This is a genomic window from Deltaproteobacteria bacterium (assembly GCA_020848745.1).
Lineage (GTDB): Bacteria > Desulfobacterota > Binatia > UTPRO1 > UTPRO1 > UTPRO1.
The window spans coordinates 75552-101848 of sequence record JADLHM010000141.1; the positions used below are offsets into that span (position 1 = coordinate 75552).

A 26297-nucleotide genomic window follows, 5' to 3' on the forward strand; every position below is an offset into this window, starting at 1 on the left:
GAAAAGCTTGGTTGGGGGCTTCGCTTCGCTCGCCCCTTCCCCGCGGGCTCTACCGGTGGCAGCCGGGGAGGCCGTGGGAGGGGACGCCGTGGTGATAGGAGGCGTGGCCGTGGAGGCCGAGGGCCCAGCCGAGCGTGACGATGACCAGGCCCGCGAGGAGGACCGTGAGGACGGACTTCACGGCGTCGAAGCCGTTGACGCGCTCGAGGCCGACGATGACGAGGAAGAGCGTGTAGAGAAACGTGAGGCCGCCGACGAGGGGGAGGAACATGAAGGCCATCGGCGCGGTCGCGTAGGCGATCACGCGATAGGTCGCCTCGAAGTCCGCACTCCCCGAGAAGATCTGGCGGGCGACGAGGAGGAAGACGGCGGCGTAGAGGAACGAGCGGAGCATCCCCCAGAAGACGAGGCTCAGGCCGAAGCCGCGCGGGCCGAGCACGAGGTAGCCGAGCGCCGCCACGACGAGGCACCCCATCAGGAAGAGCAGCGGCGCCTGGATGCCGCCGCGGGTCGGCATGTCCTGGAAGAAGCCGCGCGGATCGGTGACCACGCGCTTCCAGACTCCGACGAAGCTCTCGGCGAATTGCTCGGTGCGAAACTCCTCGTGCATCGCGTCCTCCGGGGTGTTCAGGCACGGCGCACGGCCGCGCACTTCGCGGGACGCTACAGAAAGCTCCGATGCCAGGCAAGGTGATACGCGGCACGCGTCTGCCACGACGAGCGCCGCGTGCGGTACGCGCCGTGCTCGTCGCCGCGTATCGCGCCGCGGTCGCCGCCGTCGATCCGCGGACCGTCGCGGCGAGCGCGCTCGCGCTCGATCGAGAGCGCGAACGACTCGTCGTGCGCGCTCGCGGTCGGCGCGTGGTGCTGCCGCTCGGCGGAGGGCTCGTCGTGATCGGCGCGGGGAAGGGCGCGGCCGGCCTCGCGGCCGGCGCCGAGGCGGTCGTCGGATCGCGCGTCGTCGACGGCTGCGTGATCGTGCCGCCAGGCTACGAGCGTCCGCTCGCGCGGGTCGCGATCGCTCACGGGAGTCATCCGGTACCCGGCGCGGCCAGCGTCGCCGCGACCCGCCGGATGCTCGCGACGCTCGCCCGCCATCCGCGCGCCGCCGTGCTGGTCGTGCTCACCGGCGGCGCATCGAGCCTGCTCGTGCTGCCGGCGGCGGGTCTCTCGCTCGCCGACGTACGACGCGCGGGCGCCTGGCTCCTCGCGAGCGGCATCGACATCGCGGGCGCCAACGCGATCCGGAAGCACCTCTCGGCGGTCACGGGAGGGCGGCTCGCGGCGCGTCTGGTCGGGCGCGCCGCCGCCGCGGTCGTCGTCTCGGACGTGCCCGGCGACGACCTCGCGGTGATCGGCTCGGGACCGACGGTCGCCGATCCGAGCACCTTCCGGTGCGCCACCGTGCTCGCGCGCCGGATCGGGTTGGCGCCGGAATTGCCTGCGGCGGTCCGGCGGCACCTGGCGCGCGGCGCGCGGGGGGAGATCGCGGAGACGCCGAAACCGGGCTCGCCCGCCGGCCGTGCGTGTCCGACGATCCTCCTCGCGGGGAACGCGACGGCATGCGCGCACGCGGCCGCCTGGGGACGACACGCGGGGTTTTCGCGGATCGTCGTGCGGCGCGCTCCCCTCGTCGGCGCGACGGCCGACGCGGCGCGCGCCGTCGTCCGCGGCCTGCGCACCGCCGCGGCCCGCGCCCGCGCGGGGTCGCCGGTGCTCTGGATCGCCGGGGGCGAGACCACCGTGCGGCTCGGCGGCGCGTCCGGGAAGGGCGGCCGCAACCAGGCCCTCGCGCTCGCGGTCGCGCGCGAGCTCGCCGACGTCGACGGCTGGGCGCTCCTCGCGGCGGGCACGGACGGGATCGACGGGCCCACGGACGCCGCGGGCGGCTTCGTGGACGGGGCGAGCGCCGGGCGCGCGATGCGCCTCGGCCGGACGCTCGCACGGGCGCTCGATCGCCACGACGCGTATCCGCTGCTCGCCGCGCTCGGCGACCTCTTCCGGCCCGGACCGACCGGGACGAACGTCGCGGACCTCGTGATCGCGATCGTGTGGAAGGATCGCGGATGGCGGCTCCCCGGTCGTGTGATAGAAGCGAAGAGCCGCCGATGACGACGTCGCGCGCATTCCGGAGGCAGCTCCGTGTCTGACGGACGCCGCGCCGCTCTCGGCGAAGCGCTCGCCCGGGACTGCTTCGACCTTCTCGTGATCGGGGGCGGGATCAACGGCGCGGGCATCGCCCGTGACGCCGCCATGCGCGGACTCACGGTCGCGCTCGTCGAACAGGGAGACTTCGCGAGCGGCACGAGCAGCAAGTCGAGCAAGCTCGTCCATGGCGGCCTCCGCTATCTCGAGAACTACGAGTTCGCGCTGGTGCTGGAGGCGAGCCGCGAGCGCGATCACCTGCGGCGCCATCTCGCGCCCCACCTCGTGCACCCGATGCCATTCGTGTTCCCGATCTTCCGCGGCGACCCCGTGGGACGCTTGCGATTGTCGGCGGGGCTCTGGGTCTACGACGGACTCTCGGCGTTCCGGAACATCGCGCGGCATCGCTCCTGGGGGCACAAGACGACGCTCCGCCACGAACCGGCGCTGCGCGCCGAGGGGTTGCGCGGCGCGATGCACTACTACGATTGCTGGACCGACGACGCGCGGCTCACCCTCGAGACGATCCAGTCCGCGACGGCGGAGGGGACGGTCGCCTGTAACCATGTCGGCGTGACCGGGCTCCTGCGCGACGGCGACCGGCTCTGCGGAGCGCGCGTCCTCGATCGCGTGAGCGGCGCCTCGTTCGCGATCGCGGCCCGTCAGATCGTGAACGCGACCGGGCCGTGGCTCGACCGCGTGCGCCGCCTCGACGATCCGGCGGCGGCGCCCGTCCTGCGGCTCACCAAGGGCGCGCACATCGTCGTGCCGCGCGAGCGTCTCGGCAACCGGAACGCGATCGTGCTGCGGGCGCCGCGCGACGGCCGCGTGATGTTCGCGATCCCGTGGGAAGATCAGACGCTCGTCGGTACGACCGACACGGACTACGAGGCCCGTCCCGAGGACGTCGCCGCCGACGCCGACGACGTGCGCTACCTGCTCGAGGCGGTGAACGCCTACTTCCCCGCGGCGCGTCTCGAGGAGCGTGACGTGATCGGCGCGTACGCCGGCCTGCGGCCGCTCGTCGCGCCGCCGGCGACGGAGGACGAGACGCCCTCCGAGACCTCGCGCGAGGAAGAGATCTTCGAGAGTCCGTCGGGACTCCTGTCGCTCGGCGGCGGCAAGCTCACGACCTATCGGCGCGTCGCGGAGAGGGTCGTGGACCGGGTGGCCGAGCGCCTCGCCGAGCGCGAGCCCGGGCGTCGGTTCGCGGCCTGCCGGACCGGCGAGGTCCCCTTGCCCGGTGCGCGCGTGGAGGACCCGGACCGGGGCGGATTCGGCGGCTTTGCGAAGCGGCTGCGGGCGCGCGCCACGACCGGCGTCGACGAGGGGCTCGTCCGTCACCTCCTCTATCGCTATGGGATCGCCGCCATGGGGATCGTCGACCGGCTCGGCGCCGCCCCGGACGCGGCCCGGCGCGTGGTCGCGGGACTGCCGTATCGGCGGATCGAGGTGACGCGCGCCGCCGAGTCGGAGATGGCGGCGACCATCGACGACGTGCTCCGTCGACGGGTGCCGATCTCGTTCCGCCGGGAGGACGGCGGCGCCGAGGCGGCCGCCGACGTCGGTCGGCTCATGGCCGACGCGCTCGGGTGGGATGCCGAGGAGACGGTGCGCGCGGTCGAACGCTACCGCACCGGCGTCGCCGACGAGCGGCGCCGGCGCCTGCATCCGCCGGCCGCGCCGGTCGCGCCGGCCACGCCGGTCGCGTCGCGGCGCCGCGCATGACGCGCAAGACCCCGGCCATCGGACCCGAGACCCCGGAAGCCCGGCGGACGCGCGCCCGCAAGATCGACCGCGCGCTCGCCGACGCCTACCCCGACGCCTGGTGCGCCCTACGCCACGACGATGCCTGGCAGCTGCTCGTCGCGACCATCCTTTCGGCGCAGTGCACCGACGAGCGCGTCAACATGGTCACGCCGACGCTCTTCGCGCGCTATCCGACGCCGCGCGCGCTCGCCGACGCCGACCCGCGCGAGCTCGAGCGGATCATCCATTCGACCGGATTCTTCCGGCAGAAGGCGAAGTCGCTGCGGGGGGTCGCGGCGGCCACGGCCGGTGAGTTCGGAGGCGAGCTGCCGCGCGACCTCGAGACCCTGGTCACCCTGCCGGGCATCGGTCGTAAGACCGCCAACGTGGTGCTCGGGACCGCCTACGGCGTGCCGTCGATCGTCGTCGACACCCACGTACGCCGGGTCGCGAACCGCCTCGGACTCACCGGCGAGGACGACCCCACCAAGATCGAGATGGACCTGCGAGCCCTCGTGCCTGCCGCGTCATGGACCCGCTTCACGCACCGGCTGATCCATCACGGCCGGCGGATCTGCCACGCCCGCAAGCCGCGCTGCCCGGACTGCCCGCTCCTCGCCATCTGCCCCCGGATCGGCGTCACCGATGCCGTGAAATCGCCGACATAGGGGAAGCGTCCTACCCGGGATCGCGCGCGCTCTCGGCTTCGCCATATTCGGATCCGCATCACATGATTGCCAGAAAAGTATTGACTATCGCGGGGTTAGAGATATAACCGAACGGATCTCAACGTTCCTCAGCGGGTGGCGGGCGTACATATGGCGGCGTACACGAATCTCGATAGGCGGCAATTGGCGGAGCTGGTCGAGGAGTTCGGTCTCGGCAAGTTGCAGGCTGCCAACGGCAACGGTGGCGGGACGGACGGCAATTGTCGCCTCGACACCGCCAAAGGTCGCTTCTGGCTCCGCATCGACGAAGAGCGGAGCGAGATGGAGGTGAAGCGGGAGATCGACCTCCTGCTCTATCTCCGCAAGCACGGCTTTCCGTGTCCGCAGCTCATGATCGACCGCAAGGGCCGCCAGTACCACGAGCTCGGCGGCAAGTGCATCTCGCTCTTCAAGTACATCGACGGCCACAAGCGCGAAGGCGCGAGCCTCACGCTGACGCAGATCGAGAACGCGGGCCGCGTGCTCGCCGACCTGCACGTCATCGGCAAGGGCTACAAGAAGGGCGTCGACAACCGCTTCAACTTCGAGCGCGTGGCCGACGTCTACCAGGAGGTGCGCGACCGCCTGCCGGCGTACTTCAAGAAGATCACGCGCACGCTCGACGAGGAGGTCGGCTACCTCGAGCACTATCTCGAGTGCAAGCTGCCGAAGGGCATCATCCACGGCGACCTCTACCTCGACAACATCCTGTTCCGCGGCGAGAAGGTCGTCGGCGTGCTCGACTTCGAGACCGCCTCCCGCGGCAAGTACATCTTCGACCTCGCGACCGCCGTGAACGCGCTCTGCTACGACGGCGAGCGCTACGACCTGAAGCGATTCGAGGTGCTGATCGGCGGCTACGAGTCGCTCCGTACGTTGTCGCTCGCGGAGTGGGACGCGTTCCCGAACGAGCTCCGCTTCTCGGCCCTCCGCTTCACCGTGAACCGCCTGCGCGCCTTCTACCTGAATCCCGTCGATGAGGCGCATCGCATCAACCGCGACTTCCGCGAGTTCTACGATCGACTCATGATCCTCCGCCGCGAGCGCGAGGGCGGGATGGAAGGTCTCTTGATGGCGATGGCGACGGGCTACGACTACCGGAAGTACCAGAAGGTCCGCGCCATCGAGAAGAAAGGCAAGTCTTGAGCAGTGCGGACCTCGTCCGCGGGCTGCTGCGCGCGATCGGCGAAGACCCCGGGCGCGAAGGACTGCTGAAAACGCCGGATCGCGTCGCCCGCGCCCTCCAGTTCCTCACGAAAGGCTACCACGAGGATCCCTCCGCGATCCTGAACTCGGCGCTCTTCAATGAAGAGTACTCCGAGATGATCGTGTTGAAGGATCTCGACTTCTTCTCGCTCTGCGAGCACCACATGCTGCCGTTCTTCGGAAAGGCGCACGTCGCCTACATCCCGAGCAAGAAGATCCTCGGCTTGAGCAAGCTCGCCCGTCTCTTCGAGGTGTTCGCCCGCCGCTTGCAGGTCCAGGAGCGGCTGACGACCCAGGTCGCGACCTCGCTCATGGAGGCCATCGAGCCACAGGGCGTCGGCGTCGTCGTGGAGGCCGAGCACCTGTGCATGCGGATGCGCGGCGTCGAGAAGCAGAACTCCGTCGTGGTGACGAGCTGCATGCTCGGAACGTTCCGCACCCGGCAGGAGACGCGCGAGGAGTTCATGACGCTGATCCGCAGCCGGAACGGCCGGTAGCAGCACGGCGCCGGTGCCTGGCGTGCCGCGCTGGCGGCGGGAGGCCGAGACGCTCGTCGCCGCCGAGCTCGGCGGCGACACGGAGGCCGCCTGGATCGCGTGGGACGCGCTCCGGGCGTCGCGGGTCGACTCGGCGACGCCGCTCGTCGTCTCGGTCGTCGGCCACGCGCCGTCCCCGCAGGAGCGCGCGGAGGTCCTGGGAGCGCTCGCCGCCCGTACGCCGGCCGGAACGCGGCTCGTCGTGGTCGATCACAACCGGCCGCGCCGGCTCGCGGCGGCGCTTCGCGCGCTGCTCGGACCGCCCCGGGTTCGCGGCGGCTCTCCGGCGGTGCGCTGGCGCCGCCTTGCCGACCCGACCGCGCGCGCGACCCAGGCGGCCGGCTTTCGCGTCGATCGCCTGCGGCTCGTCGCGGACGAGCGCGTGCAGGTCGTGCTGGCGACCCGCGAGCACTCGTCCGCCGGGGACGATCGGGACGACGTCGACGGGACGCAGAGATCGCGCGACCCGCTGCGCGATCGTGTCGGAGGTCCGCAGCCCGTCAGAAGCGCGCCCACCACGGAGTGAAGCGCTTGCCAGGGACCTCGATCACGACCGAGTACTCGTCGAGCAGCGTCCCCTGGGAGCGTGCGAGCTCGGCGAGCGAGACGTTGTAGTCGGTCGCGGCCCGCAGCTCGACGCCGCGGGCCTGCGTCAGGTCGTCCTGGAAGTCGAGGACGTCCTTGGTCGTGGCGATGCCGACCTCGAGCCGCTTCTGCTGGTTGCGCAGGTTCTCCTCGGCGAGCTCGCGCGCGATCCGCGACGCCTCGATGCGTTTGATGTTGGCGACGACGTCGTTCACCGCGGTCGAGACCTCGAGGCTGATGTCGGAGAACAGCTGGCGGCGCGTGAGCTCGGACTGCGAGACGTCGATCTTGGCCTTCGCGTACTCGCTCTTGGCGGCGGCGTTGCCGAGCGGGATCTCCACCTCGACGCCGGCCTGGTACGAGTAGAACTTCTTGCTCGTGAGGCGGTCGAGCGCTTCCCAGTACGGGCCGTCGTAGGGCGTTTGCACCTGCTGCCCCGTGCTCGGATCGAGCACGGTGACCGCGTCGCCCGAGAGGCCGTTGAGTCCGAAGTTGCCGACGAAATCGAGGCGCGGGAGCAGCTGGTTCTCGCGGACGCGGGCCGTCACCTGCTTGCTCTTGAGGTCGTAGGTTTGCGCCTGGACCTCGGGCCGCCTTTCGAGGGCGAGGTTGAGGGCCGTCTTGGCGTCGACCACGACCGGCGTCGTGCGCGGCCGGTCGATCGGTTCGATCGGGCGGGGGATGAAGGCCTCGCCCTTCTGGAGGTAGACGATCTGTCGCAGGGTGCGGAGCGCGTTGTCGAGCTGGTTGTTGGCGACGATCACCTCCTGCTCGCGCGCGGCGGCCTGGCTCTCGGCCTCCTTCACCGCGACCGGCGCGAGCAGGCCGACCCGCACGCGCTCCTGGTTCTCGCGCAGCGTCTGGCGCGCGAGCTCGAGCGATTCCTGCTGCACGACGAGGTTCTGACGCGTGTAGACGACGATCCAGTAGGCCGCGATCACGCGCTTCACGAAGTTCGCGAGGTCGGCGCGGTACTGCCAGGCCGCCGCTTCGGACTGCAGCTTGGTGACGTCGACGAGGAGGTAGGCGAAGTTCAGGCCGAAGTTCCTGAGCAGCGGCTGGTTCAGCGAGAACAGGAGCTCGGGCTCGTATTGCGGGATCAAGCCCTGGAAGCGGGCGTTCGAGACGAAGCGGTTGTTCGTGAAGTCGATGCGGAAATCGCCGCCGGTGCGGAGCGTCTTCGCGAACGACGCATTGACGTTGACGTTCTCCTGCACGTTGATGAGCACGCCGGCGAGCGCCGAGGAGTTCGGCGCCTTGCGGCGGTCCTTGTTCACGGCGCCGGAGATGATCGGGTCGAAGATGGCCTCGGCGGTGCGGACGTCCTCGCGCTGGCGGAGCGGCGTCAGGCGCTGCGCGGCGATGCCGGGATTGTGCAGCAGGGCCTGGTGGACGGCTTCGGCCACCGTCAGGCGGGCGGTGTCGGTCTCCTCGACGGAGGCGTCGGGCGTCTCGACGGCGGGCGCGCGGTACGCCCATTGGTGCGCGAACACCTGCGGCATGTAGGGCGTCTCGTCGAACTCGGCCTCGCGACGGGCCGATGTCTCGGTGTCGATGATGGCGCGGCCGTTGGGATCGCCGCTCATCGCGGCCGTCGGCTGGGCGGCGTCCTCGGCCCAGGCGCGACCGGCCAGCGCCGCGAGCCCCACCACCACGGCGATCCCGATTCGTCGACACGTCTTCATGCAGCCGCTCCTCGCTCCGACGCCATGACCGCGCGCGCCGCCTCGCTGTTCCGACGCCGCGGCGACGCCGTTCGCGTCGCCGCCGCGGTCCTTCGTCCGGCGCTATTTACGACGTGCGCGCCGGCGGTACCAGTACCGCGAGGCGCGCGCGCGGAGCCGCGGTTCACCTTGACACTCCAGGGGTGCTTCGTTACGCTCCGCGGCCTTCATACGACTGTTTGGGTATCGCACGACTGGCGTTTGCGTGGAGCACCACGAGGAAGTGCGACCTTCAGGAGCCGAACGCCTGGGCCTCTGACTAGGAGGGGTCCAGGCTTTTTTGCGACCGCCGGCCCCCCGCACGACAGGTAGGTACGACGATGATCAAGAAATACTTGCTCGCCCCGGGTCCGACCCCCGTTCCCGAGTCCGTGCTGCTGGCGATGGCCCAGCCGATCTTCCATCACCGCACGCCCCAGTTCGAAGCCCTGTTCGCCGACACCGCGAAGTCGCTGCGGGCGCTCTTCAAGACCGGCCAGGACGTCGTCATCCTGGCGTCGTCGGGCACCGGCGCGATGGAGGCGGCGGTCACCAACACGACCTCGCCCGGAGATCGCGTGCTCGTGGTGAACGGCGGCAAGTTCGGCGAGCGCTGGGGCAAGATCGCCGTCGGCTGCGGCCTCGTCGTCACCGAGATCAAGGTCGAGTGGGGAACCGCGGTCGATCCGGCGGCGATCGCGAAGGCGCTGCAGGCGCATCCCGAGACGAAGCTCGTGCTGATGCAGGGCAGCGAGACGTCGACGACCGTGCTGCACCCGGTGGCGGAGGTCGCGAAGATCACGCGCGAGACCGATGCGCTGCTCGTCGTGGACGGCATCACGGCGGTCGGCGTGCTCGACCTGCCGATGGACGCGCTCGGCATCGACGTGCTGCTCACCGGCTCGCAGAAGGCGCTCATGCTGCCGCCGGGCCTCGCGTTCGTCGCGCTCTCCGAGAAGGCCTGGAAGGCGGTCGCCGCGTCGAAGCAACCGCGCTTCTACTTCGATCTCAAGCGCGAGCGCGACAACCAGCAGAAGCACACGACGGCGTGGACGCCGGCGATCTCGTTGATCTTCGGCTTGCACGAGGCGCTCCGCCTGATGTTCGCCGAAGGCCTCGACAACGTCTTCGCCCGCCACGATCGCCTCGCGCGCGCGACCCGCGCCGGCGCCGAGGCGCTCGGCTTGAAGCTCGTCGCGCCGACGGCGCCGAGCCCGGCAACGACCGGCATCTTCCTGCCCGAGGGCGTGCCCGGGAAGCTCGTCGGCTATCTCCGCGACCAGGTCGGCATCACGTTCGCCGGCGGCCAGGACCAGCTGAAGGGAAAGATCTGCCGGGTTGCGCACCTCGGCTACATCGGCAGCTTCGACATCGTGACCGCCCTGGCGGCTCTGGAGATGGGGATGGCGGCCTTCGGGCGTCCGGTGGAGCTCGGGAAGGGCGTCGGCGCCGCGCAGAAGATCCTCATGGAAGGCATGCCCGCCACGCCGGCGGCCTGAAGGAGCGGACGCCATGACGTACCGAGTTCTCGCGACCGACCCGCTCGACCAGCAGGGCGTCGACGTCTTCACGGCCAACCCCGAGATCGCGCTCGACCTCAAGCCGGGGATGAAGCCGGAGGAGCTCGCCCGCGTGATCGGCGAGTACGACGCGCTCGTGATCCGGAGCGGCAGCAAGGTCACCGCCGACACGCTCAAGAATCCCGGCAAGCTGCGCGTCATCGGGCGCGCCGGCATCGGCGTCGACAACATCGACGTTCCCGCCGCGACGGCGCGCGGCATCGTCGTCATGAACACGCCCGGCGGCAACAACGTGACCACCGCCGAGCACGCCATCACGCTGATGCTCGCGGTGGCGCGCTTCATCCCGCAGGCCGACGCGTCGCTGCGCGCCGGCAAGTGGGAGCGCACCAAGTTCACCGGCACCGAGGTCTGCAACAAGACCCTCGGCGTCGTCGGGCTCGGCAACATCGGGCGCATCGTCGCCGAGCGCGCCCAGGGCCTGCGCATGCGGGTGATCGGCTACGACCCGTTCGTCACGCACGAAGCGGCGGCCAAGCTCGGGGTCGAGCTCGTGACGCTCGACGACCTCTACGCGCGCGCCGACTTCATCTCGGTGCACGTGCCCATGACGCCCGAGACGAAGGGCCTGATCGGGGCCGCCGCGTTCGCCAAGATGAAGAAGGGGGTGCGGATCGTCAACGCCGCGCGCGGCGGCATCGTCGACGAAGCGGCGCTGCACGCGGCCATCACGAGCGGCAAGGTCGCGGGCGCCGCGCTCGACGTGTTCGCCGAGGAGCCCCCGCCGAAGGATCATCCCCTGTTGGCGCTCCCGCAGGTCGTCGTGACGCCGCACCTCGGCGCCGCCACCAGCGAGGCGCAGATCAACGTCGCCATCGCCATCGCCGAGCAGATCACCAACTTCCTCGTGCGCGGCGAGGTTCAAGCCGCCGTCAACATGCCGTCGCTGAGCGCGGAGATGCTGCAGCTGCTGCGTCCGCACCTCCTGCTCGGCGAGAAGCTCGGGAGCCTCCTCGCGCAGCTCTCGACCGAGCCGCCGACCGAGATCTCGGTCGAGTACGCGGGGGCGGTCGCCGAGCTCGACAACCGCCCGGTCACGATCGCGGTGCTGCGCGGCCTGCTGACCCGCTTCATCGACGACGTGAACTACGTGAACGCGCCGACGCTCGCCAAGGAGCGGGGCATCGTCGTGAAGGAAGCGCGCGCCAATCAGCCCACCAACTTCGTCAACTCGATCAAGGTGCGCGTCACGCGGAGCTCCGGGACGCAGGTCGTCGAAGGCGCCGTCTTCGGCGCCAGCATCCTGCGCCTCGTCCGCATCGACGACTTCTACATGGAAGCGGTGCCCGACGGGTGCGTCCTCATGTTGAACAACCACGACGTTCCGGGCGTCGTCGGCCGCGTCGGCACGCTGCTCGGGCAGCACGGCATCAACATCGCCGGCCTCGAGCTCGGCCGCGAGAAGGCGGGCGGCATGGCGATCTCGTTCTTCCACGTCGACGAGGCCGTGCCGGAGACGGTGCTCGCGGATCTGCGTCGCTCGCCGGACATCGTCTCGGCGCAGCTGCTCCAGCTCTGAGGGCCGGCATGTCTACGACCGTGGTGGTCGGCGTCCAGTGGGGCGACGAAGGCAAGGGGAAGTTCGTCGATATCCTGGCGCACGACGCCGACATCGTCGTGCGTTTCCAGGGCGGCAACAACGCCGGCCACACCCTCGTGGTCGGGGACGAACGCACCGTGCTGCATCTGATCCCGTCGGGCGTCCTCAATCCCGGCAAGATCTGCGTGATCGGCAACGGCGTCGTGGTGGACCCGGCGGTGCTCGTCGAGGAGCTCGCCGCGCTTCGCGAGCGCGGCTACCTCACCGACGACGGCTGCTTCAAGATCAGCGACGAGGCGCACCTGATCCTGCCGTATCACAAGGCGATCGACCTCGCGCGCGAGCGGATGCGCGGCAAGGGCGAGATCGGCACGACGGGCCGGGGCATCGGCCCCGCCTACGAGGACAAGGTCGCGCGCACCGGCATCCGCATCGTCGACCTCCTCGACGAAGCGGTGTTCAAGGAAAAGCTCGAGCGGAACATCCGCGAGAAGAACCACTACCTGAAGGCGATCCTCCAGGAGGAGGCGCTCGACTTCGGCTCCATCTACGAGGCGTTCCGCGCCCACGCCGAACGCATCCGTCCGTATGTCACCGACACCGCCCTCTACCTGCACCGGGCGATCGAGGCGGGCCGCCGCGTGTTGTTCGAGGGCGCGCAGGGGACGATGCTCGACGTCGACCACGGCACGTATCCGTACGTCACCTCGTCGAATTGCGTGGCGGGCGCCGTCGCGGCCGGGGCGGGCATCGGCGCCGGCGTGGTGCGGCACGTGGTCGGCATCTGCAAGGCCTACACGACGCGCGTCGGCAACGGTCCGTTTCCGACCGAGGAGCTCGGGGAGATCGGCTCGCGCCTGCGAGAGACCGGCGACGAGTTCGGCTCCACGACCGGCCGGCCGCGCCGCTGCGGCTGGTTCGATGCGGTGCTCGTCCGTCAGGCGGCGCGCCTGAACGGCCTCACCGGCATCGCCCTCACCAAGCTCGACGTGCTGACGGGCCTCGACCCGCTCCGCATCTGCACCGCGTATCGCGCCGACGGCGAGCGCTACGAACGCGTCCCGGCGAGCGTACGCCTGCTCGAAGCGGCGGTGCCGGAGTACGAGGACCTGCCGGGGTGGACCGAGCCGCTTTCGGGCGCCCGCCGTCTCGAAGACCTGCCGGCGAACGCGCGCCGCTACGTCGCGCGGCTCGAGGAGCTCTCGGGAACGCCCTTCACGATGATCTCGGTCGGCGCCCGGCGCGAAGAGACCATCATCCTCGACTGATCGTTCCCGGTTCGGACTCGCCATGCGACGTCTCGCGCCGCTCGTGCTGCTGCTTGCGAGCCTCGCGGTCACGGCGGGTGTCCTGGAGCTCGCGCTTCGCGTCCTGCCGATCGACGCGTCGTCGCACCACTCGATCGCGGGCTTCACGGTCTACGACCCGGTTCTCGGCTGGAAGCTCGCGCCGTCACGGTCGCTGGTGTTCCGCGGGGCGCACTTTGCCGTCCGGGTGACGCACGACGCGGAGGGCCTGCGAGACGACCACGTCGATCATGCGCGCGCGCCCGGCCGCCGCCGCGTGCTCGTCCTCGGCGACTCGGTCGTGTGGTGTTGGGGCGTCGAGCACGCCGAGTGCTTCACGGAGCTCGTCGAGCGCGCGCTCGGCGACACCGACGTCGTGAACGCCGGCGTTCCGGGCTACTCGACCGCGCAGGAGCTGCTCTTCTACGAGAATCAAGGACGGCGTTACCGACCCGACGTGGTCGTGCTCGTCGTGTCGCCGAACGACGCGGACGACAACGTCGACCGGCGCGGACCGCGCTTCCGGCTGGCCGGAGAGCGCCTGGTGTACGACCCGGCGCCGCCCCCGCGGCGGAAGTCGGCGGCGCAGGAGTGGCTGCAGGAGCATTCCCGGCTCTTCACGTGGCTCGACTACGTGGGCACGGTGCTGCGGCGAGCCGCGCGCTCGACGGTCGCGGAGAACCCGCCGGCGGCGCCCGGGCCCATGGCTGCCGAGGCGCCGGCGCCCGGGCCCCGCCCCACTCCCGCGGCGTGGGCGCTTACCGAGGCGCTCTTCGACCGTTTCCGGCGCGACGTGGCGACGGACGGCGCGGAGCTCGTCGTGGTGCTGGAGATGATGTCCGAGCGGCTGCGCGCCTGGCAGCGCGGATACTGGGCCGCGCACGGCGTGCCGTGTCTCGAGCTCGCTCCGGCGCTGCTCGCGGCGGAGGCGCGCGGCGAGCAGGTCCGGCTCGAGGGCGACCCGCATCTCGCCCCGGCGGGCCAGATTGTGCTCGCGGCCGAGCTCGGGCGCGTGCTGCGCGGGCTACCAGGCTTCGGTCGAATTCGTTAGAGAAGCGGCCCGCCGTGGAACGTTCGCCGATGCCGCCGGCCCTCCGGGTCGTGATCGCGTTGCTCGTGATGACGATCGTCGTCGCCTGGTCGGGCGCGCCCCGTGACGCCTACGCCTGGGGGGGCGTGGGGCTGACGCTCTGGTCGGCGTCGCGCCGGCCGCTCGCGCTGCGCGACAACCCGGCGCTGGTCCTGCTCCTGCTCTTCGTCGCGTGGACGCTTCTCGGGACGCTCTGGGCGCCGGAGCCGGCGCGCGCGTTCCGCGACTGGGTGAAGCTCGCGACGCTCGCGGCGTTCGCGTGGAGCACGGCGCAGCTCATGGCGACCCGCGACGACGGCACGCACGTCGCGTACGTCCTGCGCTGCCTCTGCGTGGCGCTCACGGTCGTCTACCTCGTCGAGGTGGCCGTGTGGCTCCGGACCGTCGGGCGCGAGTGGCACTTCGGCGATCGCGTCATGGATCCCTTCAGCTTCCAGCACATCAACACGTTCGCCGGCATGATCGTCGCGTCGTTCGCGCTCGGCTGGCTCGTGCTCCGCAGCGACTGGGCGTTCCGCAGGACGATCGTGGCGATCCAGCTCGCGACCGGGATCGTGCTGCTCTGGCTCTTCGCGTCGCGCACGGCGCAGGTGAGCCTCGTCGCGCTCGTGACGGTAGCGCTCCTCGCGCAGCGGCGGCCGCTCATGCGCTGGCTCGCCGTCGCGGCGCTCGTCGCGGCGGCGGTCGCGGGGCCGGTCGTGAATCCGCGCTTCCGCGACGCGACCATGTGGACCCTTCACAACCGCGTGCAGCTCTGGCGCGGCACGGTCGAGCTGATCTCGGCGCGACCGCTGTTCGGCTACGGCTGGGGGGACAAGACCTTCCAGCCGATCCACGCCGCGCACGACCCGAATCGCCCGGAGGATTGGCCGCACGCGCACAACTTGGCGCTCCAGGTCGCGTTCGGCGCCGGCGTGATCGGGCTCGGGCTGTACGTCGCGACGTTCTGGTTCGCGCTCGCGCCGCTCTGGCGCGCGCGGCGGTCCGCCGATCCCGTCCGTGCGCGTCTCGCCCGTGTCCTGCTGCTCTCGGCCGCGGGGGTCGGCATCTTCTCGCTTGCCGACGTGCCGCGCGGACCGCTGCACCTCTATCTCTGGACGTGGTGGGCGGCCGGGGTCGCGCTCACGGGTACGCGGCGTCCGCCGGCCGGGCTCGATCAGGTGTCGTCGTCGAGCCGCGGCACGCCGTCCGAGCGGCGCGCTCCGCGGCCTGCCGCCAGCATCGCCCGGTAGTGATACCAGCGCGCGAGCGCGCGCCGGTGCGGCTCGCCGCGGCCCCCGAGGCTGGTGAGCGCCACGCCGACGGCGGCCCGCGCCGCGTCGGGAAACACGCGGAGCGCGACCGCGAGCGGCGAGCGGTGGGCGTCGAACTTGTAGTGGACGCGGCTTCGGCCGCGCGCTTCGTGGAGCGCGCGGAAGTACGCGGGGCCGAGGCGGTCCGGCTCGACGGCGTGGTAGGCGATCGCGTCCGCGACGTAGCCGATGCGCTCTCCGGCGGCGCGGATGCGGAGCGCCAGCTCCGTGTCCTCCGACGCGCCCGCGGCGCCCGGCCCGAGGCGCTCGTCGAACAGCCCGACGCGCGCGAAGGTCCGGCGCGCGATGAGCATGTTGGCGCCGATCAGCGACGGCGCCTCGACGGCCGTCGGCCCGTAGTCGCAGCGCGGAATGGTGTGCCAGCGCTCGATCGCGGCGACCACGCTCGGCTGCGCCTCGGCCTCGGGCGCGATCCGGATCGTGCCCTGCGCGGCGGCGAACGCCGGGTGCCGCGCGCCGTACGCTTCGATCGCGACGAGCCACTGGGGATCGAGCGCGACGTCATCGTCGACGAAGGCATAGCGCTCGGCTGCTGTCCGGCGGATCGCGACGTTGAGCGCCCGGCTCTTGCCGCCGGCCGGCACGGCGAGGTGGCGGACGGTCGGATGGGCGGCGGCAGTCGCCCGCGCGAGCGCGGCGGTGCCGTCGGTCGAGCCGTCGTCGACGACGACGACCGCCGGCCGGACGCGGTCGAAGCCGGCGAGCGCGACGACGCTCGCCAGCAGCCGCCGCAGGTGCGGCTCGCGGTCCCGGGTGGCGACGAGGATGGCGAGACCGGACGCCATCAGCGGGCGGCCGCGCCACCGTTCTTCCTCGGGTCGGCGGCGGCGATCAGCGTGCCGTCGCGCGCCACCACGACCTGGACGGCGCCGGCGAACGGGAGGCGCCGCAGCACGTGGCCGCGCGCCGTCAGGTCGGCGGCCGTCGCCGGGTCGAGCTCGACCTCGCTGATGAGCGAGGGGGGCGCCCACTGCTGGTGGATGCGGGGTGCCGCGATCGCGGCCGCGGGGTCGAGCCCGAAGTCGAGGATGCCGAGCAACGTCTGCAGGGTCGCCGAGACGATGAGCGGCCCGCCCGAGCCGCCGGCCACGACGCGCGGCCGGCCGTCGGCGCGCACGATGATCGGCGTCATGGAACTCAGCGGCCGCTTGCCGGCGGCGATGCTGTTGGCCTCGCCGCCGACCAGGCCGAAGCTGTTCGGCACGCCGGGGGCGAGCGAGAAGTCGTCCATCTCGTTGTTGAGGATGACGCCCGTCGAGCCCGCGACCAGCATGGCCCCGAAGGCGGTGTTGACGGTGCTCGTGCAGGCCACCGCCATGCCCTCGGCGTCGACGACCGAGACGTGGGTCGTGCCGGCGTCGGGCGCCGTGCCGTAGCGGTCCTGCGGCAGCGTCTTGTCCGGCGTGATGCGGGCGCGCAGCATCGCGCCGTACGCGGGCGAGGTGAGCCGCTCGATCGGGACCGGGGTGAACTCGGGGTCGCCGTACCAGCGCGCGCGGTCGGCGAAGCCGTTTCCCATCGCCTCGGCGAGCAGGTGGTAGTAGGCGGGGCTCGTCGCGCCGAGCGCCGCGAGGTCGTCGCCGGCGAGGATGTTCAGGATCTCGATGATGACGCCGCCCGAGCTCGGCGGCGGCATGGTGAAGACCTCGAAGCCGCGGTACGTGCCGCGCAGCGGATGGCGCCAGTGCGGGTGGTAGCTCGCGAGGTCCTGGGTCGAGAGCATGCCCCCGGCGTCGCGGACCGCGCGCGCGATCTCCTGTGCGACCGGGCCGCGGTAGAAGCCGTCCGCGCCTTCACGCGCGACGCGCTCGAGCGTCGCGGCCAGATCCGGCAGCCGGACGAGGTCGCCCTGCGGTCGAGGATTGCCGGCGGCGTCGAGGAAGAGGAGGGCGAGGGCCGGCGTGGCGCGGAGAGCGGTCAGGTTCTGCGCGATCTCCTTCGCGAGGTGGGGGCCGAGGGGGAAGCCGTCGCGCGCGAGCGCGATCGCGGGCGCCATGAGCACGTCGCGCGGAAGCCGCGCGAAGCGCTCACGCGCCGCTTCGAGGCCGGCGACCTCGCCGGGCACGGCGACGGCGAGCCCGCCGCGTCGCGAGAGCTCGGGCAGGACCTCGTCGCCGCGGCGATAGAGGTCGCGGTGGGCGAGGGCGGGCGCGGTTTCGCGGTAGTCGAGCGCGCTCACGGTCCCGTCGGGGCGGTTCACCAGCATGAAGCCGCCGCCGCCGACGCCGCACGACGACGCGTTCAGCACGCACACGGCCCAGGTGGTGGCGATCGCGGCATCGGCCGCGTTGCCGCCGCGCTCCATCACGGCGAGCCCGATCTCGGCGGCACGCGGGTGCTCCGCCGCGATGGCGCCCAAACGGCCTTCGGCGCGCGTGGCCTCCGGCGTCGGCGAGGCGGACGGCTTCGCCGCGAGCGCCATCGAGAGGCCGCGGCGTTGCGTGCGTCCGCCACCGTCGGGCGCGACGCAGGCGCTCGTCACGAGCAACGCGGCGACGACGAGCGCGCGCCAGAACCCCGAGCCGATCACGCGGGCTCTCCTACGAGGCACGTGGGGCAAAAGCAACTTCGCGCCCGCACTTTCGCCCTGCTCGCGCATTCGTGGTAACGACGCGCATGGCGCCGAGACGCCCCGCGGTCGTCTTCACCGAGAAGGAGTTCTACCTCGACGAGTTCCGCGGGCGGACGCTGCTCTTCGTCGTCCATCACGACGGTCCCGCCGATCGGTTGCGCGCGCTCGGCGAGCTGACGCGCGACCTCCTCGTGAACGACACGCGGGTGCTGATTCTGCTCGGCGGCGCGGCGGCCCGCGAGCGGAGCGCGCTCCGCGCCCTCGAGCGTCCGCTCGCCGGCGTGCCTTCGGCGGCCCAGGTGCCGCTGCCGCTGCCGCAGCTGCGCCTCGTGCCGAACGGAGGCGGCGGGCCGGTCCTGCAGCTGTCGGCCGAAGATCTCGCCGCGCCGGCGATCGCCGACGCGCTGCTGGTCCGGTTCTGGGACGTCGTGCGCGGTACGCCCTTCGTCCTCGGGCTCTGTGACGACGACACGCCCGAGCGCCTCGCCGCCTTCGCGGCGCGCCTCGGCGCGCGCCTCCGGGTCCACAAGCTCGTCGTCGCCGACCCGGAGGGCGGCATCCAGCCCGCCGGAGTCGAGCGCGCGCTCTCGTTCATGGACGAGGGCATGGCGGCCCAGCTCCTGGCGGCGGGCGAGGCGGAGTCGAGCGGGCTCGGCGGGCGGCGCGCGCTCCTCCAGGCGGTGCGGACGGGCCTCGTCGACGGGATCAGCTCGATCAACGTCTGCACGCTCGACGGCATCGCGCGCGAGCTGTTCACCTACGAGGGCTCGGGGACGCTCTTCACCCGCGAGGACTACTGCAAGGTCGAGCGCCTGTCCCTCGACGACTTCCACGAGGTCGAGAAGGTCCTCGAGCGCGGGCAGCGCGAGGGCTATCTCAAGGTCCGGACACCGGCCGAGATCGCGCCCATCCTCTTCGCGGGGTACGGCGCGACCATCGGACAGCACCATCTGGCCGGCGTGTGCTCTCTCCAGACCGAGCGGTACGAGGCGGAACGCGCCGGGGAGATCGTCGGGCTCTACACGATCACGCGGTTCAAGGGCGAGGGCGTGGGCGTGAAGCTCGTCGACTGCATGAAGGCGGTCGGTCGCGAGCGCGGGCTCGCCTATCTCTTCGCGTGCACGACGCAGGAGCGGGTCGGTCAGTTCTTCGAGCGCCAGGGCTTCCATGCCATCGAGCAGGGCGAGGCGCCGCCCGCGAAGTGGGCCGGGTACGACGCCGAGCGGCGCCGGGGCCTGCGCTGCTTCAAGCTCGAGTTGTGACCACCCCGTTGTCGCGCGTGGCGCGTCCGGCGTATGGTTGCGACGTGCGGACACGTCGCATCGTCGGAATGACCGTGGTTCTCGGGTTCGCCGCGCTCGTGGTGCGCGCCTGGGCCGCCAACCAGTGTCCGGCGAGCGGGCGGAGCTGACGTGCGGGCCGCTCTGCGCGTACTCGGCCTGCTGTTGTTGATCGGCGGCCTCGCGACGTGCGCGGTCGCGGCGACGCTCGCGATCGGCGACGAGGCGTTCTTCAGGGCCGGGGAAGCCCTCGAACGGCACCCCGACCACGTGCTCTTCCAGGGCGAGTACTACGCGGCGCTCCTGCGCCACATCGCGTACATCCTGACGGCGATCGTCGGCGGGCTGCTCGGGATCGTCGGCAGCGCCGTGCTCTTCGGCATCCACGCGATCCTCGTGCGGCTCGACCGCCTCGAAGCCTCGGGCGCGGCCGTGCCGCGCGCTTCTTGAAGGCGTGCTCGCCGCGCTCGGGCATGCGCTCGCGCCGTTCGGCCTGAACCTGATCGGCGTCACGACGCCCGCCGCCTACGACGCGCTCGCGCCCGCCACGCACCGGCTGGGCGCGGTCGATGCCGGGGCGATCGTGGTGATCGGGAACGGCGGGGCGGCGTTCTGGCGGGCCCATCGCGCGCGCCTCGCGCGCCGTCCGGAGGCGGCGGCGCCGCACCCGCTCGACGCGTTCACGACCGAGGTGCTGCGGCGACATGCCCTGCCGGTCGCGGCCCGCGCCGGCGGACGAGCGGCACTGCGCCTGCCCTTCGAGGACACGGAGCGGCCGCTGTCGTTCGTGCATCTCGCGGAGGCGGCGGGGCTCGGCCGCCGGAGCCTCCTCGGCGTGCTCGTGCATCCCGAGTTCGGGCCGTGGATGGCGCTCCGCGGCGCCCTTCTCGTCGCCGCCGCGCCGCCCGCGCCGCGGCCGGCGGAGGGATTCGATCCCTGTCCGTCGTGCCGGGACCGTCCGTGCGTCGGCGCCTGCCCGGCCGCGGCCGTCTCGTTCCCCGCCGGTTGGGATGTGCCGGCGTGCGTCGGCCATCGCGTCGAACGCGAGGACGCCGGCGCGAATCCGTGTCCCGATCGCTGTCATGCCCGCGTGGCCTGCATCTACGGCCGCGCCCACCGCTATCCGGACGACGCTCTCGGGTACCACCACCGGCGCGCCTTCGCGGCCGTTCGCGCTAGATCGGCAGGGTGACGTGGATGGCGGTGCCGCGGCGCACCCCCGTCCGGATGCGGAGCTCGCCACCCATCATCTCGACGCGCTCGCGCATCGTCGTGAGGCCGAGCCCGGCGAGGCGAGGCTCGGCGGCGTCGAAGCCGACGCCGTCGTCGACGATCGTGAGCACGATACGGTGGCGCCGGCGCGCCAGGTTCACGCCCACCTGCGAGGCGCGCGCGTGGCGCGCGACGTTGGTCAGCGCCTCCTGGACGATCCGATAGAGGTGCAGCTCGTACTCGGTCGTGAGCGCGTCGCCGACCGGAACCGTCGTGAGCCGGAGCGCGAGTCCGTGGCGGAGCGCGAAGGCCTCGGCGTGCCGGCGGATCGTCGACTCGAGCCCCTCCGCGAGGAGCTCCGCCGGATGCGTGTGGTCGACCAGGCGGGCGACCGACTCGGTGATCTGCCGCACCGTGGCGTGCGTCGCCGCGAGGGTCGGTCGGACGTCGTCCTCGACCGCGCCGGGGGTGCGCTCGAGCGTCTCGAGCAGCGCGTCGATCGTGCCGACGGCGCGGCCGATGTCCTCGTGCAGCTCGCGCGCGAGGCGCCGGCGCTCGGCGTCCAGCAGCTCGAGCATGCGCTGTCCGAATTGCCGCTGCGCGGCCTCCATGTGCGTGCGCTCGGTGACGTCGCGGGCGACGCCGAACACGTACGACTCGCCGCCGATCTCGAGCCGCGCGAAGCTCACCTCGCTCGGGAAGAGGGAGCCGTCCTTGCGCCGCGCGCGCACCGACAGCACCATCCCCGGTCCGAGCGGCATCGTGGCGATCGCCTGGCGATAGAGGGCGAGCGGGACGTCGGGATTGACGTCGGCGATCGTCATCCCCTGTAGCTCCTCCCAGCTCCACCCGCCGAGCTCGAAGCCGCGTTGATTGACGTAGCGGAAACGGCCGGCCTGATCGGTGAGGAAGAAGGCTTCGCTCGACATGTCGGCCATCTGGCGGAAGACGGCGAGATCGAGCGCGGGAGGAATCGCCTGAGCGACCGGCGGGTCGTGGGAGGCGGGCACGGCGGTCGCTTAACGTCGGCGCCGCGCCAGCGTCAAGTCGCGGCCGCGCGCGCGTCCGCGCCAGCGCCGCGCGGTGCGCCGATCGGCAGCACGACGCGGACTTCGGTGCCGCCCCGAGGACGGCTCCGGATGGTGAAGACGGCGCCCATGATCTCGGCTCGCTCGCGCATCGTCGCGAGCCCGAGGCCCCGCGACTCGCTCTCCGCCCCCGCCGGGGAGAAGCCGACTCCGTCGTCGTGGACGGTGAGAAGCAAGCGCTGGCCGCGGCGCGCGAGCCGGACCACGACCTCGCGCGCCCGCGCGTGGCGCGCGACGTTGGCGAGCGCCTCCTGCGCGATGCGATAGAGGTGGAGCTCGTGCTCGTCGTCGAGCGGCTCGGCGAGCGGCGGCGTCGAGATGCGGGAAGCGAGGCCGTGGCGGCGCGCGAACTCGCGTACGTACGCCCGCAGGCCGTCCTCGAGGCCGAGCCCGAGCAGCTCGGCGGGGTGGTACTCGCGGCAGAGCCGGGCCACCGACTCGGTCATGCCGCCGATGGTCGTGAGCGTCGTCGAGAGCGCCGGGCGCATCGCCTCCGCAACGGCGCCGGGCGTCTGGGCGAGGGCGTGGAGGAGCACGCCGACGGTCGCCACCGCCTGACCGACGTCGTCGTGCAGCTCGCGGGCCACGCGCTGGCGCTCGGCCTCGAGGTTCTCCAGCATCCGCCGCGCGAAGCTCCGTTGCTCCGCCTCGGCCTGCTTCCGCTCGCTGACGTCGCGGACGACGCCGAAGAGGTAGGCGGCGCCGCCGAAGTCGATCCGCGCCAGGCTCACGTCGGTCGGGACGTAGACGCCGTCGCGCCGGAGCGTGCGCGCCTCGAACGGCGGGATCGGGCCCCGCACCGCGGCTTCCAGCATGTCGAACAAGCGGACCCGCGGAAACTCGGGCTCGAGGTCGAAGAGGGTCATGCCGAGGAGCTGTTCGCGCGCATAACCGGTCAACGTGAGCGCGCGCTCGTTCACGTAGCGCAGGTGGGCGGCGGCGTCGGTGAGGAAGAACGCCTCGTTCGACATGTCGGCCATGCGACGGAAGACCTCGAGATCGAGCGGCGCGGAGAGGCCCGAGAGCGGGGCGGCCGGTCGGCTCATCGGCTCCGGGCCTTGGCGGCGCGCGGGACGCGGCGTGGGCTGCGCGCCGGCGTCGGCGCCGCCGTCGACGGCGCGCGTGCGGCGAGCGGCAGCGGGCGGGTGGCGTCGACCCGCAGCTCGACGCGGACCTCGGTCCCCCGGCGCGCTGCGGACCGGACGGCGAGCGTCGCGTGCATCAGCTCGGCGCGCTCGCGCATCGTGACGAGACCGAGCCCCGCACCGGCCGCCGCGTCGGCCGAGAACCCGACGCCGTCGTCGCGGATCGAAAGGACGAGCTGCCCGAGTCGCGTACGGAGACGCACGATCACCCGACGCGCGCGCGCGTGGCGGGCGACGTTGAGGAGCGCCTCCTGCGCGATGCGATAGAGGTGCAGCTCCCGCTCGTGGTCGAGGAGGCCGGTGGTCGACGTCGTCGCGAGCTCGAGCGCGAGCCGGTGGCGTTGGGTGAACTGTACGACGTGCGAGCGCAGCGTGCCCTCGAAGCCGACCTCGAGCAGCTCCGAGGGATGATAGTCGCGCACCATCCGCGCCACCGACTCGGTGATCTGCCGGATGCTCGCGTGCGTCTCGGCGAGCGCCGGACGGACGACGGGGGCGATCGAGTCCGGCGTCTGTTCGAGCGCGTGCAGCAGTACGCCGACCGTCGCGATCGCCTGGCCGACGTCGTCGTGCAGCTCGCGCGCGACCCGCTGGCGCTCGGCTTCGAGCGTCCGCAGCATGCGCTGCGTGAAGGTCTTGCGTGTCGCCTCGAGCTGTTTCCGCTGACTGATGTCCTGCACGACGCCGAACATGAAGCTCGCCCCGTCGATCTCGAGGCGCGCGACGCTGACCTCGACCGGCACGATCGTGCCGTCCTTGTGGCGGCTGATCGTCTCGAACGGCGGGACGGGACCGTGACGGAGGTTCCGCACGAGCGCCGCGAGCCGGTCGGGCGGAAAGTCCGGGTTGACGTCGGAGATCGTGAGGCCGAGGAGCTCCTCGCGGGTGTAGCCGCTCCACCCCGAGCTGCGATCGTTCACGTAGAGGAAGCGGCCGCGCGCGTCGCAGAGGTAGAACCCTTCGTTCGACATGTCCGCCATCTGGCGGAACACGGCGAGATCGAGGGCCGGGTTCGGGGTCGGCTCGGGAAGCGGACGAAGGAGGCGCGTCGCCACGAGCGGACGCTACTGCCGTCCGTTTCCGAGGGTCAAGGCGGGCCGGACGGAGCCCGGACGGCGCGTCGGCGCTGGCTATTTCTCGAGCACGATCACCCAGCGTGCCGCCCCGGCCTCCTCGGAGACGACGTGGTGGCCCTCCGCTTCCGCGGCGCGCGGTAGGTCCCGGGCGCCGCGCGGGTCGTCGAGGACGAGCTCGAGCAGGTCTCCGGGCGCCAGGTCGGCGAGGACCACCTTCGTCTTCGCCCACGAGAGCGGGCAGGGAACTCCGCTCAGATCGAGTCGACGCGGCACCGTCATCACGATTCTTCCCTAGCAAAGTCGAGAGGATGCCGCGACCGCACGGCTTGCCGCGGCGGCCCCGCGCGCTTGACAGGTCAGCGGTCGGCCGGGATAACCCGTCGATGACACAGAGCGGCATCGATGCGGAGCAGCGGGCGGACCGGCCGGCCGCCGCGCGGAATCTCGAGATCCGTCCCGACGTTCGCAACATCGCGATCGTCGCCCACGTCGACCACGGCAAGACCACGCTGGTCGACGCCATGCTGCACCAGAGCGGCATCTTCCGCGCCAACGAGGTCGTCGCCGAGCGCGTCATGGACTCGAACGACCTCGAACGCGAGCGCGGCATCACGATCCTCGCCAAGAACACGGCCGTGAGCTACCAGGGCACGACCATCAACATCGTCGACACCCCCGGCCACGCCGACTTCGGCGGCGAGGTCGAGCGGACGCTCCTCATGGTCGACGGCATCCTGCTCGTCGTCGATGCCTCCGAAGGGCCGCTGCCCCAGACGCGCTTCGTGCTCAAGAAGGCGCTCGAGCGCGGCCTCGCGGCGGTGCTCTGCATCAACAAGATCGACCGCGCCGACGCCCGCATCGCCGAGGTACTCGACGAGGTCTACGATCTCTTCATCGACCTCGGCGCCGACGAGGCCCAGCTCGAGTTCCCGGTCGTCTACACCAACGCGCGCGCCGGCCGCGCCCACACGGCCCCCGACGGCAAGGAAGAGAACCTGAAGGTGCTCTTCGACACCATCGTCGAGCGTCTTCCCGGCCCCGCCTTCGACCCGGCCGCGACGACGCAGTTCCAGGTCAACAACCTCGACTACAACGACTACGTCGGCCGGCTCGTCATCGGGCGCCTCGTTTCCGGCGAGCTCGCGGCCGGCGGCCAGTACACCCTCTGCCGCGCCGACGGTCGCCAAGTGTCCTGCAAGATCACGCAGCTCTACGCGTGGCACGGCTTGCATCGCAAGGAAGTTCCGAGCGCGCGCGCCGGCGACATCCTCGCGATCGGTGGCATCGAGGAGATCGGCATCGGCGACACCATCGCCGACAAGGAGCATCCGGTTCCTCTCCCGCCGATCCGGGTCGAGGAGCCGACGATCGCCATGATGTTCGGCGTCAACACCTCACCGTGGGGCGGCCGCGAAGGCCAGCACGTCACCTCGCGGAAGATCCGCGAGCGCCTCTTCGCCGAGGCGCGCAAGAACGTGAGCCTCCGCATCGAGGAAACCGACTCGCCCGATACGCTGCGGGTCGCCGGGCGTGGCGAGCTCCAGCTCGCGGTGTTGATCGAGACCATGCGCCGCGAGGGCTACGAGCTGCAGGTCTCGAAGCCGACCATCATCACCCGCGCGGAGAACGGACAGGTGCTGGAGCCGATGGAGACGCTCTTCGTCGACGTTCCGGAGGACTACATCGGCATCGTCTCGCAGCTCCTCGCCGCCCGCAAGGGCGTCATGACCGGCATGGAGCACCATGACTCGGGACGGGTCCGGCTCGAGTTCAGCGTGCCGTCGCGCGGGCTCATCGGCTTCCGCTCGTATTTCCTGACCTCCACACGCGGCACCGGCATCGCCAACGTGCTCTTCGCCGGCTACGCGCCGTGGGCGGGGCCGATCCGCGGGCGGACCAACGGCGCCCTCGTCGCCGACCGCGAGGGCGCCGCCACTCCGTATGCCATCTTCCACCTCCAGGAGCGCGGCACCATCTTCGTGAAGCCCGGTACGCCGGTCTACGAGGGCATGGTCGTCGGGGAATACTCGCGCGACAACGACCTCGACGTGAACCTCACGAAGGAGAAGAAGCTCACCAACATGCGCGCGACCGGCCACGACGAGGCGACGATCATCACGCCGCCGCGGGAGATGGGCCTCGACGCCGCGCTCGAGTGGGTCGCCGAGGACGAGCTCGTCGAGGTGACGCCCGGGAACGTGCGGTTGCGCAAGAAGGTGCTCAAGAAGGGCACGCGTCCCAAGGAGTGATCCGCGTCCCGCCCCGCACCGAGCGCGATGCGCCGAGGGGCCGCTGCCCCGCGGGCATGCGGAGCTCGCCTCGTCGCTCGGTCGGGAATCCCCAGCGCCTCAAACCCGCCGCAGCCTCTCCGACTTGCGCACGACGCGAGCCGTGCTCGCTCCTCACCGACTCCCCACGCCCGCGGAACGAGGCTCGCTGCGCATCGCGCTTCGGCATGGCGCTGGACGCACGAGGGCAGATCCG

At 71.7% G+C, this 26297-nt stretch carries 23 protein-coding genes; 15 read left to right on the forward strand and 8 right to left on the reverse strand.

Annotated features, from left to right (window positions below):
- Positions 1 to 49: 49 nt before the first annotated feature.
- Positions 50 to 610, reverse strand: a complete 561-nt coding sequence (locus tag IT293_20250) for a YIP1 family protein (GenBank protein MCC6766994.1) — start codon at positions 608 to 610, stop codon at positions 50 to 52.
- 131 nt (positions 611 to 741) lie between these two features.
- Here IT293_20250 and IT293_20255 point away from each other — a divergent pair, with 131 nt between their 5' ends.
- The 6 genes from IT293_20255 to IT293_20280 all read left to right on the forward strand — a co-directional run bounded on the left by IT293_20255 (position 742) and on the right by IT293_20280 (position 6869).
- Complete coding sequence (locus IT293_20255) at positions 742 to 2112, forward strand: DUF4147 domain-containing protein (GenBank protein ID MCC6766995.1); 1371 nt, start codon at positions 742 to 744, stop codon at positions 2110 to 2112.
- 30 nt (positions 2113 to 2142) lie between these two features.
- Positions 2143 to 3873, forward strand: a complete 1731-nt coding sequence (gene glpD / locus IT293_20260; protein MCC6766996.1) for a glycerol-3-phosphate dehydrogenase — start codon at positions 2143 to 2145, stop codon at positions 3871 to 3873.
- Complete coding sequence (gene nth, locus IT293_20265; GenBank protein ID MCC6766997.1) at positions 3870 to 4562, forward strand: endonuclease III; 693 nt, start codon at positions 3870 to 3872, stop codon at positions 4560 to 4562. Before glpD ends, nth begins: the two co-directional genes overlap by 4 nt.
- A gap of 135 nt (positions 4563 to 4697) precedes the next feature.
- Positions 4698 to 5747, forward strand: coding sequence for a homoserine kinase (locus IT293_20270; GenBank protein ID MCC6766998.1), 1050 nt, complete (start codon positions 4698 to 4700; stop codon positions 5745 to 5747).
- Positions 5744 to 6304, forward strand: a complete 561-nt coding sequence (gene folE / locus IT293_20275) for a GTP cyclohydrolase I FolE (protein ID MCC6766999.1) — start codon at positions 5744 to 5746, stop codon at positions 6302 to 6304. The genes IT293_20270 and folE overlap by 4 nt, the downstream gene beginning before the upstream one ends.
- Before the next feature lie 13 nt (positions 6305 to 6317).
- Positions 6318 to 6869, forward strand: a complete 552-nt coding sequence (locus IT293_20280; protein MCC6767000.1) for a hypothetical protein — start codon at positions 6318 to 6320, stop codon at positions 6867 to 6869.
- Here IT293_20280 and IT293_20285 read toward each other — a convergent pair.
- Positions 6844 to 8613 (reverse strand): TolC family protein, encoded by a 1770-nt coding sequence (locus tag IT293_20285; GenBank protein MCC6767001.1) that lies wholly within the window; start codon positions 8611 to 8613, stop codon positions 6844 to 6846. The genes IT293_20280 and IT293_20285 overlap by 26 nt on opposite strands.
- Before the next feature lie 359 nt (positions 8614 to 8972).
- Between IT293_20285 and IT293_20290 the strand changes: the two genes are divergently transcribed.
- The 5 genes from IT293_20290 to IT293_20310 are packed head-to-tail and all read left to right on the forward strand — an operon-like array spanning position 8973 to position 15359.
- Positions 8973 to 10130 (forward strand): alanine--glyoxylate aminotransferase family protein, encoded by a 1158-nt coding sequence (locus IT293_20290; GenBank protein MCC6767002.1) that lies wholly within the window; start codon positions 8973 to 8975, stop codon positions 10128 to 10130.
- 13 nt (positions 10131 to 10143) lie between these two features.
- Positions 10144 to 11730 carry a phosphoglycerate dehydrogenase gene (locus IT293_20295; protein ID MCC6767003.1) on the forward strand — a complete coding sequence of 529 codons (1587 nt, stop codon included), beginning with the start codon at positions 10144 to 10146 and terminating at the stop codon, positions 11728 to 11730.
- An 8-nt stretch (positions 11731 to 11738) separates the two neighbouring features.
- On the forward strand, positions 11739 to 13019 hold the full coding sequence (locus IT293_20300; protein MCC6767004.1) for an adenylosuccinate synthase: 1281 nt from the start codon (positions 11739 to 11741) through the stop codon (positions 13017 to 13019).
- Positions 13020 to 13041: 22 nt separating this feature from the next.
- Positions 13042 to 14088 carry an SGNH/GDSL hydrolase family protein gene (locus IT293_20305; protein ID MCC6767005.1) on the forward strand — a complete coding sequence of 349 codons (1047 nt, stop codon included), beginning with the start codon at positions 13042 to 13044 and terminating at the stop codon, positions 14086 to 14088.
- A gap of 14 nt (positions 14089 to 14102) precedes the next feature.
- Positions 14103 to 15359, forward strand: a complete 1257-nt coding sequence (locus IT293_20310; GenBank protein MCC6767006.1) for an O-antigen ligase family protein — start codon at positions 14103 to 14105, stop codon at positions 15357 to 15359.
- Here the strand turns inward: IT293_20310 and IT293_20315 are convergent.
- On the reverse strand, positions 15284 to 16225 hold the full coding sequence (locus tag IT293_20315; protein MCC6767007.1) for a glycosyltransferase family 2 protein: 942 nt from the start codon (positions 16223 to 16225) through the stop codon (positions 15284 to 15286). The genes IT293_20310 and IT293_20315 overlap by 76 nt on opposite strands.
- Positions 16225 to 17970 (reverse strand): gamma-glutamyltransferase, encoded by a 1746-nt coding sequence (gene ggt / locus IT293_20320; protein ID MCC6767008.1) that lies wholly within the window; start codon positions 17968 to 17970, stop codon positions 16225 to 16227. Before ggt ends, IT293_20315 begins: the two co-directional genes overlap by 1 nt.
- A gap of 86 nt (positions 17971 to 18056) precedes the next feature.
- On the opposite strand from ggt, the gene IT293_20325 reads away from it, so the two are divergent.
- The 3 genes from IT293_20325 (at position 18057) to IT293_20335 (ending at position 20484) form a co-directional block, all read left to right on the forward strand.
- Entirely contained in the window at positions 18057 to 19274 is a 1218-nt protein-coding gene (locus tag IT293_20325) for a hypothetical protein (GenBank protein MCC6767009.1), read from the forward strand.
- Positions 19275 to 19424: 150 nt separating this feature from the next.
- A complete protein-coding gene (locus tag IT293_20330) occupies positions 19425 to 19742 on the forward strand; it encodes a hypothetical protein (protein MCC6767010.1) in 318 nt (105 codons plus the stop codon).
- Positions 19743 to 19746: 4 nt separating this feature from the next.
- On the forward strand, positions 19747 to 20484 hold the full coding sequence (locus IT293_20335; GenBank protein ID MCC6767011.1) for a hypothetical protein: 738 nt from the start codon (positions 19747 to 19749) through the stop codon (positions 20482 to 20484).
- Here IT293_20335 and IT293_20340 read toward each other — a convergent pair.
- From IT293_20340 to IT293_20355, 4 genes are all read right to left on the reverse strand, one after another.
- Positions 20468 to 21514, reverse strand: coding sequence for a PAS domain S-box protein (locus IT293_20340; protein MCC6767012.1), 1047 nt, complete (start codon positions 21512 to 21514; stop codon positions 20468 to 20470). The genes IT293_20335 and IT293_20340 overlap by 17 nt on opposite strands.
- Before the next feature lie 32 nt (positions 21515 to 21546).
- The gene (locus tag IT293_20345; protein ID MCC6767013.1) at positions 21547 to 22638 is read right to left on the reverse strand and encodes a PAS domain S-box protein; all 1092 of its coding nucleotides are present in this window, start codon (positions 22636 to 22638) and stop codon (positions 21547 to 21549) included.
- Positions 22635 to 23792, reverse strand: coding sequence for a PAS domain S-box protein (locus IT293_20350; GenBank protein MCC6767014.1), 1158 nt, complete (start codon positions 23790 to 23792; stop codon positions 22635 to 22637). Before IT293_20350 ends, IT293_20345 begins: the two co-directional genes overlap by 4 nt.
- Positions 23793 to 23867: 75 nt before the next feature.
- Entirely contained in the window at positions 23868 to 24092 is a 225-nt protein-coding gene (locus IT293_20355; GenBank protein ID MCC6767015.1) for a sulfurtransferase TusA family protein, read from the reverse strand.
- A gap of 104 nt (positions 24093 to 24196) precedes the next feature.
- Between IT293_20355 and typA the strand changes: the two genes are divergently transcribed.
- Positions 24197 to 26062: a translational GTPase TypA gene (typA, locus tag IT293_20360; GenBank protein ID MCC6767016.1), complete on the forward strand. Its 1866-nt coding sequence runs from the start codon at positions 24197 to 24199 to the stop codon at positions 26060 to 26062.
- Positions 26063 to 26297: the final 235 nt, after the last annotated feature.

What these genes read in the sequence shown, in the direction of transcription:
- IT293_20325 (MCC6767009.1), top strand. Translation starts at nt 18,057, where the DNA reads ATGGCGCCGAGACGCCCCGCGGTCGTCTTCACCGAGAAGGAGTTCTAC.
- IT293_20295 (MCC6767003.1), top strand. Translation starts at nt 10,144, where the DNA reads ATGACGTACCGAGTTCTCGCGACCGACCCGCTCGACCAGCAGGGCGTC.
- IT293_20250 (MCC6766994.1), bottom strand. Translation starts at nt 610, where the DNA reads ATGCACGAGGAGTTTCGCACCGAGCAATTCGCCGAGAGCTTCGTCGGA.
- nth (MCC6766997.1), top strand. Translation starts at nt 3,870, where the DNA reads ATGACGCGCAAGACCCCGGCCATCGGACCCGAGACCCCGGAAGCCCGG.
- IT293_20305 (MCC6767005.1), top strand. Translation starts at nt 13,042, where the DNA reads ATGCGACGTCTCGCGCCGCTCGTGCTGCTGCTTGCGAGCCTCGCGGTC.
- IT293_20290 (MCC6767002.1), top strand. Translation starts at nt 8,973, where the DNA reads ATGATCAAGAAATACTTGCTCGCCCCGGGTCCGACCCCCGTTCCCGAG.
- IT293_20345 (MCC6767013.1), bottom strand. Translation starts at nt 22,638, where the DNA reads ATGAGCCGACCGGCCGCCCCGCTCTCGGGCCTCTCCGCGCCGCTCGAT.
- IT293_20285 (MCC6767001.1), bottom strand. Translation starts at nt 8,613, where the DNA reads ATGAAGACGTGTCGACGAATCGGGATCGCCGTGGTGGTGGGGCTCGCG.
- IT293_20355 (MCC6767015.1), bottom strand. Translation starts at nt 24,092, where the DNA reads ATGACGGTGCCGCGTCGACTCGATCTGAGCGGAGTTCCCTGCCCGCTC.
- IT293_20315 (MCC6767007.1), bottom strand. Translation starts at nt 16,225, where the DNA reads ATGGCGTCCGGTCTCGCCATCCTCGTCGCCACCCGGGACCGCGAGCCG.
- typA (MCC6767016.1), top strand. Translation starts at nt 24,197, where the DNA reads ATGACACAGAGCGGCATCGATGCGGAGCAGCGGGCGGACCGGCCGGCC.
- IT293_20300 (MCC6767004.1), top strand. Translation starts at nt 11,739, where the DNA reads ATGTCTACGACCGTGGTGGTCGGCGTCCAGTGGGGCGACGAAGGCAAG.